A 12423-nucleotide genomic window follows, 5' to 3' on the forward strand; every position below is an offset into this window, starting at 1 on the left:
AGCAGGCGGTCGGAAGCATCGAGTCCCGAGGCGACCCGGCTCGCCCAACGCAAGAAAGATCAAATGTTGGTCATCGCGTTCCGCGGAACGCCGATGGACTGACCTGCAATTCCGCACCGGGGTGGCGACCGCACCGACGTGCTCCTCGCACACGCAGGCCGACCCGAGCCGCGCCGGCGGCGTGGCTCACGCCACTTGACGCGAGCGGGCCCCGCCGCTCACTATGGGCCCCTAACAGTTAGGGCCCCTAAGTGAGGTGCGAGATGGACGATCGGCGCGGGGAGGATCTCGGCGTGCTGCTCGTCTCGGCGTCGGCCCGGCTCAGCCGCCTGTACGGGCGGGTACTCGGGCAGCTGGACACCTCGCTCACCTACCGCCAGCACCGCCTCCTGCGCCGCGTGTCCGAGGGGCACACGTCGATGGCGGAGCTCGCTGCGCTCGGCAACCTGACGGTCCCGACGGTGTCGGAGAGCGTCGAGGGTCTCGTGCGTCGCGGCCTGCTGGACCGGCAGGTGAATCCGCAGAACCGGCGCCAGATGGTGCTGAGCGTGACCGCGGAGGGGCGCAAGGCGAAGGAGGCGGGCGACGTGGCGCTCCTGGCGGCGAACGACCGCCTGCTCCGCGTCGTCCCCGATGAGCACCGGCAGGTGCTCCAGGAGTCGCTGGCGTCGCTCTACGACGCGGCCACCGAGGCCTTCCGGCAGCCGGACGCAACCGCGCCCGCTGCGGCGGGAGCGGCTCGCCTCACCGAGACCTGAGGCCCGCCCCCGGCGGGCTGCGGAGCAGTGGCCGGGCGCGAGAGGAGACCACGATGAAGTGTTCGCTAACCGATCGGACCAGACGACGGCCCTGGCAGGTGGCGCTGCTGGGCGTCGTGAGCATCGCACTCGTCGCGTGCGGTGGCGGGGGAGACACCGAGGCGCCGGGTGCGGCGGCCGACTGCGGTCCGCTGACCGAGCCGCAGACCCTGAACCTGGGCGTGAACCCCGGCGCCCAGGACCTCGTCACGTACGTCATGCAGGAGCAGGGCTTCGCCGAGAAGCACAAGCTCAAGCTCGAGGTCAAGTCCTTCCAGAACCCGGCCGCCCTGCACGCGGCCATCGGCCAGAAGGCCGTCGACGTCGGCTTCGGCGGTCTCACCGCCATGGCCACGGCGCGGCAGCAGGGCCGCGGAGCCATGATCTTCGACGTTCTGACCGGCCCGTCCAACGTGGTCGTCACGCGCGCCGACTCGGACGTCAAGAGCTTCTCCGACCTGCGCGGGCGCAAGCTCGGGGTCTTCGGCGGCCGGTCCAGCGCCACGTTCGCGATCACGTCGGTCGTCGCGAAGGGGAAGTACGGCATCGACAGCCTCGAGAACGACGTCGACATCATCGAGGGCCCCGACGCCGCGGTGCTCGGCCTGCTCGACGAGGGCAACATCGACGCCGCGTTGATCGGCACCACGGCCACCGTCAAGGCGATGCTCTCGGACAAGTACCGCGTGCTGAGCGACATCTCCGAGGACTACCAGTCGACGTACGGCAAGCTCCCCGGGCACGTCATGGCCGCGACCACCGACGACTACGCCGAGGGGCACTGCGGGGTGCTCAACGCGTTCAGCGCGGCACTCGACGACACCGTCGCGTTCATCCAGACCGACCAGACCGTGTGGGCCGACTACGCCAAGAAGATCGAGCTCACCGACCCGCGGGCGCCGCAGTTGCTGCACGAGCGGGTGGCGTCGCGCTACATCGCCGACTGGAACAAGGACCAGGCCGCCGCCGAGGCCGCGCTCATCGAGCAGCTCATCCCGGTGCTCGGCGCCGACAACTTCGTGCCGGCCGTGCCCGACGGGCTGTTCCGGACCGACCTGCGGACGGGGGCGGAATGAGCACCGGGACGACGGGAACCGGCGAGGCTCCCGTGAGCGACGTGGCGCCGGTCGTGCCGGTAGCGGGGAAGGCCGATCTCGTCGCTCCGGAGCGACGCTCGTGGCGCGGGGTGTGGCTGCGCGCGCTGTCGCTGCTCTCCCTCGTGGTCCTCTGGTTCATCGCGTCGCTGTTCCTGTCGCCGAACGTGCTGCCCGGCCCGGTGACGGTGGTCGCCACCATGATCGACAACCTCGGCGAGTCGGAGACCTACGTCGACCTGGGGACCACCGTGTACCGGGTGGTGGCGGGCATGCTCATCGCCGTCGCAGGCGGGCTCGTGATCGGCCTGGTCATGGGGCTGTCGAAGTTCGGCGAGGAGTTCCTCGACAGCTGGGTGCTCGTCGCCTTCACCGTCCCCTCGGTGGTGTACGGCATCCTCGCGATCCTCTGGTTCGGCCTGAACGACATCGCCGCGATCGTCGCCATCGGCGTCACCGCCATCCCGGCGGTCGCGATCAACATGTGGCAGGGCGTGAAGGCCATCGACCTCTCGCTGATCCGCATGGGCCGGGCCTTCCACTTCTCCCGCGGGTCGATCCTGCGCAAGCTCGTGGTGCCCCAGGTGATCCCGTTCCTGCTCGCCGCGCTGCGCTACGCGCTCGGCCTGGCCTGGAAGATCGCCACGGTCGTCGAGCTGATCGGCCTGTCCAGCGGCGTGGGCTACCAGCTCGGCTACTGGTTCGGGCTGTTCAACATGACCCAGGTCCTCGCATGGACGCTCATGTTCACGATCGTCCTGCTGCTCATCGAGTTCGTGATCCTCAAGCCCACCGAGCACTGGCTGACCCGGTGGCGCCCCTCCATGCAGAACTGAAGGAGCAGGCGACGTGGCCGAGCCATACCTCGTCATCGACAACGTCCGAAAGCAGTTCCCGCGGCGCGGGGAGCCACCGCTCACCGTGATCGACGGGCTGAACGTGGCGGTGGAGCACGGCTCCCTGCTGTCCATCCTCGGCCCGTCGGGCTGCGGGAAGTCCACCCTCCTCAACATGATCAACGGTCTCGACGACGTCACGTCGGGCCGCATCCAGATCAACGGGCACACCGTGAGCGTCCGGTCGCGGTCGGCCGTGCGCATCGGCGTGGTGTTCCAGGAGCCGCGGCTCCTGCCGTGGCGCACCGTCCGCGACAACGTGCGGCTGCCGCTGGACGAGCTGGACGTCGCGCGCGAGGAGGCCGACCGGCGCGTGCAGCGTTACCTCGACCTCGTCGGACTCGGCGAGTTCGGCGACTACTACCCGCTGCGCCTGTCGGGCGGGATGCAGCAGCGCGTCGCGCTCGCCCGCGGCCTCGCGATCGAGCCGGACCTGCTGCTCGCCGACGAGCCGTTCTCCGCGCTCGACGAGATCACCGCCCGCAAGCTGCGCCAGGAGTTCACCGACATCTGGCGGGCGACCGGCCGCACCGTCCTGTTCGTCACCCACAACATCCGCGAGGCGGTGTTCCTGTCCACGCGCATGCTCGTCGTCACTGCGCGGCCGTGCACCACGCACATGGACATCGCGATCGACGTCCCGTACCCGCGGGTGCCGGAGGACGACCGCCTCTTCGAGATCGAGAAGCAGATCACCCGCGACTTCATCCGCATGGAGGAGGCCGCGAGCGCCGACCAGGGAGCAGCTGTATGACCGACCATTCAGATCAGGCGGATTCCGCCGAGCAGGGGCTGCGGTACTCGCGGGTGCGGGCGGCGATGGCCGAGCAGGGCCTGGACGTGCTGCTGGCGTACGGGCCGGGTTGGCGGCGGGAGAACATCCGCTACCTGTCCGATGCCCGCGTCAACGGCAGCGCCGCGCTGGTGTTGCTGCCGGCGGCCGGGGAGCCGGTGGCGTTGTCCACGCGGCCGGCGGACCTGGGGGTGATCGCGGCCCGGGGCTGGGTGACCGACGTCGCGCGCCTGGATCTGGGTGGGGCGGCGGCGTTGGTGGAGCGGCTGCGTGACCTGGCCCCGTCGCGCATCGGTGTCGCGCACCGGGAGTTGCTGCCCCTGGCGCTGGCGGAGGCGGTGAAGAAGGGCGCGCCGGCCGCCGAGGTCGTCTCGGCGACCGCGCTGCTGGATGACGCGCGGATGGTCAAGAGCGACTGGGAGTTGGCGCAGATGCGCCGCTCGGCGGCGGTGTGCGCGGCCGGGTGGCGGAAGTTCGTGGACGTGTTGGAGCCGGGGTTGCCGGAGTACCGGATCGTGGCCGAGGTGGAGGCGGAGCTCAAACGCCTGGGCGCGGAGGACAACTTCATGTTGATCGCCTCGGGTGGGGACGAGGTGACCGGGATGACGGCGCCGACACCGCGGCTGCTCGAAGCCGGTGACATGGTGCGCACGGAGCTGACCCCGCAGATGAACGGTTACTGGTTGCAGATCTGCCGCTCCGCGGTCGTCGGGAAGGCCAGCGACGCGCAGCGGCGGTCGTTCGACCTGTTCAACGAGGCGGTGGAGGCCGGGCTGTCGGTCGTGAAGCCGGGTGTGACGGCGCATGAGGTGGCGGTGGCGGAGAACGATGTGTTCCGCCGCTACGGCTATGGCGAGTACTGCGGCGCGAAGTACACGCGGGTGCGGGGGCACGGGCACGGGTTGCACCTGGACGAGACGCCGATCATCGAGGGCAATCACACGGTGTTGCCGGAGCGGGCGGTGTTCATCGTGCATCCGAACACGTTCACCCCGATCGCGGGCTATCACGTGCTGGGTGATCCGGTGGTCGTGACCGCGACCGGCTATGAGGTGTTGATCGAGACCGAGCGGGTGCTGTTCGAGACGCCGCAGGGGGTGGCGGCGTGAAGCGCGGGCTGGTGGTGCTGGACCCGGCCGAGGTGCCGGAGGCCGAGCGGGAGGAGCGGGTGTTGCGGCTGCAGCGCCGCCTCGCCGAGGAGGGGGTGACGATCGCGCTGGACTACGCCGACGTGCACCGCTCGGATGATCTGGCGTATCTGACGAACCTGTGTCTGTACTGGAACGAGGGGATCCTGGCGGTTCCGGTGGTGGGGGAGCCGGCGTTCGTGATGAAGCTGTCCCCGCGGGTGCATCCGTGGATGCGGCGTTCGTCGACGTTGACCGATCTGCGCAGCGGGAAGGGGTTCACGGCGCTGGTCGAGGGCCTGCTGGAGGGGGTCGAGCCGGGGGTGCTCGGGTTGGTGGATGCCGCGTTGTGGCCGGCCGTCGCCGTCGAGGAGGTGCGGGCGGCGGCACCGGGGTGGGAGATCCGGCCCCTGGATGGGTTGGTGCGCGAGCAGCGGCTGGTGCCCTCCGCCGCGGAGCGTGGGCTGCTCACCACCGCGCAGGAGCATCTGGACGGCGCGCTCGCGGAGGCGGCCTGCGCCGCCGACGGGGAGCGGGTCGCCCTGGTCGAGCGCGCGCTGCGCGGGGCCGGGTTCACCGATGTGCTGGCCGAGGTCGTTCACGGCCCGGGCGGGGTGGCCGCGGTGGATGTGACCGGGCAGTACCGGTTCTGCTGGGTGCGGGGCGCCCGGCTGGTCGAGGGGGCCTCCCCGTCGTGGGTGGCCGGGCTGGACGAGGCGTTGGCGGCGGCGGTGGCCGCGGTGGCCCCGGGTGCCGCCGCGTCGGTGCCGGCTGCGGCCGCCGAACGTGCACTGTCCGGGTTGCCGGCGGGTGCGGTGGTGTCGGCGTCGGTGGTGCACCAGGCCGACCTGTCCACCGGTGGTGACTACGCCGACCCGGACGAGCCGCTGCCGGCCGGTGCGGTGGTCGTGGTCGGTGTGGAGGTGCTGTTCCCCGACGGCGGCCGCGTCGCCGTCACCGAGACGGTCCCGGTGGAGGCGTCATGAGGGTCCTGTCCAACGCCGACGTCGAACAGGTGCTCACCCCGGCCGAGTGCATGTCGGCCCTGGAGACCGCCTACGTCGAGCTCGCGCAGGGCAAGGGCGCCAACCGCCCGCGCAACCACACCTACTTCCCGGTGGAGGACGAGCGCCACCCGGGCTTCCGGTTCCGGTTCAAGTCGCAGGAGGGCGGCACGGTCGGCAGCGGCGTGTGGGCGCTGCGGATCACCTCCGACATCGCCGGCGTCGAGACGCTCGCGAACGGCGTTCAGCGCAGGCGGCTCATCCCGGCCGCCCCGGGCGGGCGCTACGTCGGGCTCGTGACGCTCTACAGCCTCACCACGCTCGAACCGCTCGCGATCCTGCACGACTCGGTGATCCAGAAGATGCGGGTCGGCGCGACGTCGGCACTGGGCATCCGGGAACTGGCGCCCACGGGCGTCACGGTGGCCGGGATGTTCGGCTCGGGCTGGCAGGCGGAGGCGCACCTCGAGTGCCTGCTGATGGTGCGCCCGGAGATCGAGGAGGTGCGGGTCTACAGCCCGACGCCGGCCAACCGGGAGAAGTTCGCGGCCATCTGGAGCGAGCGCACCGGCAAGCGGATCGTCGCCGTCGACCACCCACGCGGGGCCGTCGAGGGCTGCCGGATCGTCACGTGCGCGACCGCGGCCATGGATGCGTGCTTCGACGGTGCCTGGCTGCAGGAGGGCAGCCACGTCACCGCGATCACCTCGCCGGACGGCACCGCGACCCGCCGCGAGCTGGACGACGCGACGTTCGACCAGGCCGACCGCATCGTCGTGCTCTCGCGCGAGCAGGTGCACCACGACAAGCAGTTCGACATCCTCGGCCCGGTCGAGCGTGGCCGGATGGCCTGGGACGACATCCACGAGCTGGGCGACCTGCTCGCGGGCGCGCAGCCGGGCCGCACGACCGACGGCGAGACCACGATCTTCGCCAACAACACCGGCATGGGCCTCCAGTTCGCCGCCGTCTGCGCGCGGGCGCTCGCGCTCGCCGAGGAGCGCGGGCTGGGGCACGAGGTGCCGACCGACTGGTTCCTCGAGGAGACGAGCCCGTGACGATGGGTACTGCTGTCGGTGGGCGGGCGATCGTCTTCGGCGACGACGTCAACACCGATGTGATCATCCCGGGCCGCTACCTGGTGAGCATCGACCCGGCGGAGCTGGCCGAGCACGCGTTCGAGCCGCTCGGCCCGGAGGTCCGGCAGCGGCTGCGGGAGAGCGCCGTGGTGGTGGCCGGGCGCAACTTCGGGTGCGGCAGCGCCCGCGAGCAGGCCTCGACGTGCCTGATCGGGGCCGGGATCGGTGCGGTGGTCGCGAGGTCGTTCTCGCGGGTGTTCTTCCGCAACGCGATCAACACCGGCCTCGTGGCCGTGGAGTGCCCGGACGCCGTGGACGCGATCGAGGACGGCGGTGAGGTGCTCGTCGACTACACGGCCGGGACCGTCACGGTCGGGTCCGGGACGTTCACGTTCGCGCCCTACCCGCCCGGGCTTCAGGTGATCTTGGAAGCGGGCGGGCTCATCCCGCACCTCATGCAGCAAGCGGAAGCAGGACGACGTGGGTAGGACGTTCGCGCAGAAGGCCCTCGAGCGGGCGTCGGGGGAGAAGGACCTGGCCCCGGGCCAGATCGTCGACGCCTTCCCCGATCTCTACATGAGCCACACCGCGAGCTGGCGCTGCATCCGCACGCTCGAGCGGATGGGCTGGCCGGAGCTGTACGACGTCGACCGGATCGCGATGGTCATGGACCACATCGCCCCGGCCGACAACGCGAAGACGGCCGGCTACCACGCGCTGTGCCGCGACTTCGCGAAGCGCAGCGGGGTGACGAAGTTCTTCGACGTCAACGCGGGCATCGCGCACGTCGTGCTGATGGAGCGCGGCCTCGTGAAGCCGGGCGAGGTGATCATCGGCACCGACTCGCACTCCACGATCTACGGCGCGCTGGGCGCGTTCGGCACGGGCGTGGGGTTCAGCGAGATCACCGCCACCTGGGTCACGGGCAAGCTCTGGATGAAGGTGCCGGAGTCGATCCGGGTGGAGGTGGACGGGCCGCTCGCGCGCGGGACGTACGCCAAGGACGTGATGTTGCGGCTGATCGGCGACATCGGCGCCGACGGGGCCACGTACTGCTCGGTGGAGTTCCACGGCAGCTACGTCGAGGCGATGTCGGTGTCGGAGCGGATGACGCTCTGCAACCTCGCGATGGAGATGGGGGCGAAGAACGCGTTCGTGCCGCCCGACGCCACGACGCGGGCGTACCTCGACGAGGCGGGCGCCGACCCGGCCTCCTACGAGGTGCTGCTGCCCGACCCGGACGCGGAGTACCGGCAGGTGGAGCGGGTGGACGGGCGCTCGCTCGTGGCCCAGGTGGCCGTGCCGCACACCGTCGACAACGTGGTGCCGGTGACGGAGGTGGCCGGCACGAAGGTCGACCAGGTGTTCATCGGCTCGTGCGCCAACGCCAAGTACGACGACCTCGCGATCGCGGCCGACGTGCTCGCCGGGAAGACCGTGGCACCGGGCGTGCGGCTGATCGTCACGCCGGCGTCGAGCCGGATCATGGCGAAGGCTGCGAGCGACGGGATCGTCTCCACCCTGCTGGCCGCGGGCGCGACGATCACCAACCCCGGCTGCGGGGCGTGCGCGGGCGTCGGCGGCGCGATGGCCGACGGGGAGGCCACGTTCTCCACGGCCAACCGCAACTTCCAGGGCCGGATGGGCAGCTACGACAGCCGCATCTACCTGGGCAGCCCGGCCACGGCGGCGGCGACGGCCGTGCGTGGTGTGATCAGCGACCCGCAGGAGCTGCTGGGATGAACATGGTCGAGAAGATCCTGGCGCGGGCGAGCGGGCGCCGGTCGGTGCAGCCCGGCGACGTGGTCGTCGCCGATGTCGACCTGCTGATCATGCACGACCTGAGCGGCTACCTGACCTCGCGCGTGTTCGACAAGCAGGTCGGCGGGCAGGTCAAGCACCCGGAGCGGGTGGCGATGGTGTTCGACCACCACTTCTCCCCGCCCACGGAGGACGCCGCGGCGATGCTGGAGGCCAACCGGGAGTGGGCGCGGCGCACCGGCACCCACCTCCTGGACTGCGGCAACGGCAACATCCACCACGCCGTCGTGCAGCGCGGGCTGGTGCGCCCCGGCGGGATCGTCGTGGGCTCCGACAGCCACACGCCCGTGCACGGCGCCCTCGGCGCGTTCGCGGTGGCGCTGGGCAACGACTCGCACGCCGGCACCGTGCTCCCGTACGGGAAGGCGTGGTTCCGGGTGCCGGAGACGGTGCGCGTCGAGCTGGTCGGCACGCCGCCGCCGGGCACCACGGCCCGCGACGTCGCGCTGTGGCTGGTCGGGCGGATCGGGGAGGGCGGGCTGATCTACGCGGCGGTCGAGTTCACCGGCCCGTACGTCAAGGAGCTGGGGTTCTGGGATCGCTGGCTCTTCCCGCTGCTGTGCGTCGACCTGGGCGCGAAGTGCAGCTTCGTGGAACCGGACGAGGTCACCGAGGCGTTCGTGGCGGGCCTGCCGGCCGGGGCGCCGGACCGGTACGAGCGCAGCGACGGCGGGGATGCGTCGACGGTGCTGCGGTTCGACGTCGGTGAGGTGGCGCCGCAGGTGGCGTGCCCGCCGACGGTCGGCAACCTCGCCGCCGTCCCGGACGTTGCGGGCCGGCCGGTGCAGTGGGCCGAGCTCGGCGGGCACGCCGGCGGGCGGCTGGAGGACTTCCGCGCCGCCGCCGCCGTGCTGCGCGGGCGGCGGGTCCATCCCGGCGTCCGGTTCAACCTGGTGCCGTCCAGCCGGGCGGTGTTCACACAGGCCCTGCAGGAGGGCCTGGTGCTCGAGCTGCACGAGGCCGGGGCGACGTGGTTCCCGCCGAGCACCGGCTCCAACCAGGCCTACAACATGGGCGCGATGGCGGCGGGCGAGGCGATGATCTCCACGCACGCGCGCAACTTCCCGGGCCGCAACGGGAGCCCCGACGCGAGCATGTACCTGGCCGCCGCGCCCACGGTGGCGGCGTCCGCGGTCACCGGAACGATCACCGACGCCAGGGAGCTCCGATGAAGGCCCACGGCCGCTGCTGGACGTTCGGCGACAACATCCCCACCGACCGGCTCGTCAAGACCAAGTACGTGGTGGAGCCGATGGAGGTCATCGTCCAGCACGTGCTGGAGGACCTGAACCCGCGCTTCCCGCTGGAGGTGGCCGCGGGCGACGTCGTCGTCGCCGGGAAGCACTTCGGCCAGTCGTCGGGGCGCGCGATCGCGGTGAAGGCGCTGCAGGCCACGGGCATCGGCTGCGTCGTGGCCGACACCTTCGCCCGCACCTTCTACCGCAACGCGTTCGAGGTGGGCCTCCCGGTGCTGGAGCTGCCCGGCGTCACGGACCTCGTGTCCGACGGCGACGTGCTGAGCGTCGACGTCGCCGCCGGGCTGTTCCGCAACGAGACCACCGGCGTGCAGCGCGAGGTGCCGCCGGCGGACGCGTTCCTGCTGGACATGCTGGAGGCCGGCGGGTTGATCGCGCTGGCCAAGGCCCGCCCCGAGCTGTTCGCGGACCGGGACGCCTGACCCGGGCCGATCGGCCCGCGGTTACTCGAAGTCGGAGGGGCTCGCGTCCGGCGGCGTGTTGTCCATGTCGTACGCCAGCTTCCAACGACCGTCGGGCGCCCTGCGGAACAGGATGGCCACCCGACCCGCGGGCCCCGGGGTAAAGCTCCCGTCATCGCGCTTGTTCTTGAAATGGTACTTGCCGGCGATGAGGGCCAGGCCGTCGCTCTCGAAGAGGGTCTCCTCCTTGAAGTAGACGTACAAGGAGTGGTCCTCGAGTACCCGCTCGTACCACGGCTTCAGGCTGGCGACACCCTTCATCAGCGGGGCGCCGGCATTGGCGTACACGGTGTCGGGATCATAGCCCGCGAACAGGGTTTCCGTGTCCTTCGCGTTGAACGCCGCGAGCCATCTGTCCAATGCTTCCCGGACCTGGTCGGCGCTGCTCGGCACCTGCATGGTATCGACTTTCCCTCGGCAGCTTCTTGGTTTTGTTCGGTTTTCAACCTAACGTTGGTCGTGCGTCGTGCGGCAGCAGATCATGGAACTGTAAGAACTGGCCGAATCAGCCGGGTAGCGACCGTCGAGCACGCGGGCGGACTGCTCGTCGGCGGAGCGGGGGTGGACGGCCCGCACGAGGTGGAGTCCTGGTGTGCCGCGCCGCGGATCGGGTCCGCCACCACCGGTTCGTCCGAAAAGGGCGAAACGGAACTCCATCAAAACATTCGCACATTGCGAGTTGGTGATGCGTCCACGAGGTGTTCATCTCGCCGTCGATCGGCAGCGAGAGATTCCGGCCGTCATCTTCTGGAAGAGGAGTTCGGAATGGGATCGACCTGTCCTGCAGTGCGGCGGCCGGCTGCCGCACTGGGCATCGGCGTCGTCGCCGTCGCGTCCGCGGTGGTGCTCGCGGGCTGTACCGCGAGCGCGCCGGAGCCCGGCGCCGACGGCCAGGGCAGCACCGGCGGCACCGGTAAGAGCGTCATCTTCATCAACGGCGACGGCATGTCCGCGGCGCACCGCGAGGCGGCGCGCCTCAGCCTCGCCGGGCTCGACGGGAGCCTGCAGATGGACCAGCTCCCCGTGGGCGGCATGCTGACCACCGACTCGCGCGACCCGGAGTCGTTCGTCACGGACTCGGCGGCCGCGGCCACCGCCTGGGCGACCGGCGAGAAGACCTACAACGGCGCCATCTCGGTCGACCTCGACAAGGAACCGCTGCCGATCCTCGGCCAGCAGGCGAAGGAGGCCGGCAAGGCCACCGGGCTGGTCACCACGGCGCAGGTCACCGACGCGAGCCCCGCGGCGTGGTTCTCCCAGACCGCCGACCGCGCCAGCCAGGACGAGATCGCCCGCCAGTACCTCGAGCAGAGCAAGCCCGACGTGATCCTCGGCGGCGGCGAGGACTGGTGGTACCCGCAGGGCAGCGCCGGGGCGTTCCCCGACGCGCCGGCCGAGGACCCCGAGGAGGGCAGCCGCGGCACCAAGGGCGACCTCGTCGACGAGGCGAAGTCGCTGGGATACGCCTACACAACCTCCGCCGACGAGCTCGCCGCGGCATCCGGCGACAAGCTGCTCGGCCTCTTCTCGAACGAGGAGATGTTCCAGCAGCAACCGGAGGGGCAGGGCGACGTCTACTCGCCCGTCGTCGACCTGGTGACCATGACGAAGAAGGCGCTCGACACCCTCGCCGGGAGCGACGACGGGTTCTTCCTCTTCGTCGAGGAGGAGGGCACCGACGAGTTCTCGCACAACAACAACGGCGACAAGGTGCTGTACTCGATGCAGCAGCTCGAGAACGCCGTCGCGGTGGCCCGGCAGTACGTGGCCGACCACCCGGACACCCTCCTGGTCATCACCGGTGACCACGACTGCGGCGGCCTGACCGTCGAGGAGCCGCTGGACACCGACGAGACGGGCGACGCAGTATCGGCGGAGGACGGTCCGTTCCCGGTGCAGGGCAGCACCCAGACCTTCGTCATGGACTGGACCACCGACGAGCACACCGACGCGCCGGTACCGGTCACCGCCGAGGGCCCCGGCGCCGAGCAGTTCGACGGCAAGCACCCGAACACCCTGGTGCACGACGTGCTGAAGCAGGTCCTCGCACCCGGGTCGCCCGGCTGACCAACCGGATCGGGCGTCCGGTCCGTCC

General features: G+C 70.9%; 13 protein-coding genes. 12 read left to right on the plus strand and 1 reads right to left on the minus strand.

Annotation, left to right across the window (positions count from 1 at the left end; genetic code table 11):
- Positions 1 to 263: 263 nt before the first annotated feature.
- From ACU436_RS34880 to ACU436_RS34930, 11 genes are read left to right on the plus strand one after another with little or no spacing between them, the layout of a single operon-like run.
- Entirely contained in the window at positions 264 to 758 is a 495-nt protein-coding gene (locus ACU436_RS34880) for a MarR family winged helix-turn-helix transcriptional regulator (protein ID WP_459031337.1), read from the plus strand.
- 53 nt (positions 759 to 811) lie between these two features.
- Positions 812 to 1873 carry an ABC transporter substrate-binding protein gene (locus tag ACU436_RS34885; protein ID WP_459031338.1) on the plus strand — a complete coding sequence of 354 codons (1062 nt, stop codon included), beginning with the start codon at positions 812 to 814 and terminating at the stop codon, positions 1871 to 1873.
- A gap of 32 nt (positions 1874 to 1905) precedes the next feature.
- Positions 1906 to 2727, plus strand: coding sequence for an ABC transporter permease (locus tag ACU436_RS34890; protein ID WP_459031339.1), 822 nt, complete (start codon positions 1906 to 1908; stop codon positions 2725 to 2727).
- Between the two features lie 13 nt (positions 2728 to 2740).
- Positions 2741 to 3541: an ABC transporter ATP-binding protein gene (locus tag ACU436_RS34895; RefSeq protein ID WP_459031340.1), complete on the plus strand. Its 801-nt coding sequence runs from the start codon at positions 2741 to 2743 to the stop codon at positions 3539 to 3541.
- On the plus strand, positions 3538 to 4689 hold the full coding sequence (locus ACU436_RS34900) for a M24 family metallopeptidase (RefSeq protein WP_459031341.1): 1152 nt from the start codon (positions 3538 to 3540) through the stop codon (positions 4687 to 4689). The genes ACU436_RS34895 and ACU436_RS34900 overlap by 4 nt, the downstream gene beginning before the upstream one ends.
- Positions 4686 to 5693, plus strand: coding sequence for an aminopeptidase P family N-terminal domain-containing protein (locus ACU436_RS34905; RefSeq protein WP_459031342.1), 1008 nt, complete (start codon positions 4686 to 4688; stop codon positions 5691 to 5693). Before ACU436_RS34900 ends, ACU436_RS34905 begins: the two co-directional genes overlap by 4 nt.
- Entirely contained in the window at positions 5690 to 6769 is a 1080-nt protein-coding gene (locus tag ACU436_RS34910) for an ornithine cyclodeaminase family protein (RefSeq protein WP_459031343.1), read from the plus strand. Before ACU436_RS34905 ends, ACU436_RS34910 begins: the two co-directional genes overlap by 4 nt.
- Positions 6770 to 6771: 2 nt before the next feature.
- Positions 6772 to 7278 carry a LeuD/DmdB family oxidoreductase small subunit gene (locus tag ACU436_RS34915; protein ID WP_459031344.1) on the plus strand — a complete coding sequence of 169 codons (507 nt, stop codon included), beginning with the start codon at positions 6772 to 6774 and terminating at the stop codon, positions 7276 to 7278.
- Positions 7271 to 8533, plus strand: coding sequence for a 3-isopropylmalate dehydratase large subunit (locus ACU436_RS34920; protein ID WP_459031345.1), 1263 nt, complete (start codon positions 7271 to 7273; stop codon positions 8531 to 8533). The genes ACU436_RS34915 and ACU436_RS34920 overlap by 8 nt, the downstream gene beginning before the upstream one ends.
- Positions 8530 to 9783 (plus strand): 3-isopropylmalate dehydratase large subunit, encoded by a 1254-nt coding sequence (locus tag ACU436_RS34925; protein WP_459031346.1) that lies wholly within the window; start codon positions 8530 to 8532, stop codon positions 9781 to 9783. Before ACU436_RS34920 ends, ACU436_RS34925 begins: the two co-directional genes overlap by 4 nt.
- Positions 9780 to 10289, plus strand: a complete 510-nt coding sequence (locus ACU436_RS34930) for a LeuD/DmdB family oxidoreductase small subunit (protein ID WP_459031347.1) — start codon at positions 9780 to 9782, stop codon at positions 10287 to 10289. Before ACU436_RS34925 ends, ACU436_RS34930 begins: the two co-directional genes overlap by 4 nt.
- 21 nt (positions 10290 to 10310) lie before the next feature.
- Here ACU436_RS34930 and ACU436_RS34935 read toward each other — a convergent pair whose 3' ends face one another.
- The gene (locus tag ACU436_RS34935; RefSeq protein ID WP_459031348.1) at positions 10311 to 10727 is read right to left on the minus strand and encodes a YybH family protein; all 417 of its coding nucleotides are present in this window, start codon (positions 10725 to 10727) and stop codon (positions 10311 to 10313) included.
- A 366-nt stretch (positions 10728 to 11093) separates the two neighbouring features.
- On the opposite strand from ACU436_RS34935, the gene ACU436_RS34940 reads away from it, so the two are divergent.
- Positions 11094 to 12395, plus strand: a complete 1302-nt coding sequence (locus ACU436_RS34940; protein ID WP_459031349.1) for an alkaline phosphatase — start codon at positions 11094 to 11096, stop codon at positions 12393 to 12395.
- The last annotated feature ends 28 nt before the right edge of the window (positions 12396 to 12423 follow it).

Source organism: Pseudonocardia wallangbongensis, from assembly GCF_054486945.1.

What these genes read in the sequence shown, in the direction of transcription:
- ACU436_RS34885 (WP_459031338.1), top strand. Translation starts at nt 812, where the DNA reads ATGAAGTGTTCGCTAACCGATCGGACCAGACGACGGCCCTGGCAGGTG.
- ACU436_RS34935 (WP_459031348.1), bottom strand. Translation starts at nt 10,727, where the DNA reads ATGCAGGTGCCGAGCAGCGCCGACCAGGTCCGGGAAGCATTGGACAGA.
- ACU436_RS34940 (WP_459031349.1), top strand. Translation starts at nt 11,094, where the DNA reads ATGGGATCGACCTGTCCTGCAGTGCGGCGGCCGGCTGCCGCACTGGGC.
- ACU436_RS34930 (WP_459031347.1), top strand. Translation starts at nt 9,780, where the DNA reads ATGAAGGCCCACGGCCGCTGCTGGACGTTCGGCGACAACATCCCCACC.
- ACU436_RS34880 (WP_459031337.1), top strand. Translation starts at nt 264, where the DNA reads ATGGACGATCGGCGCGGGGAGGATCTCGGCGTGCTGCTCGTCTCGGCG.
- ACU436_RS34900 (WP_459031341.1), top strand. Translation starts at nt 3,538, where the DNA reads ATGACCGACCATTCAGATCAGGCGGATTCCGCCGAGCAGGGGCTGCGG.
- ACU436_RS34915 (WP_459031344.1), top strand. Translation starts at nt 6,772, where the DNA reads ATGGGTACTGCTGTCGGTGGGCGGGCGATCGTCTTCGGCGACGACGTC.
- ACU436_RS34910 (WP_459031343.1), top strand. Translation starts at nt 5,690, where the DNA reads ATGAGGGTCCTGTCCAACGCCGACGTCGAACAGGTGCTCACCCCGGCC.
- ACU436_RS34925 (WP_459031346.1), top strand. Translation starts at nt 8,530, where the DNA reads ATGAACATGGTCGAGAAGATCCTGGCGCGGGCGAGCGGGCGCCGGTCG.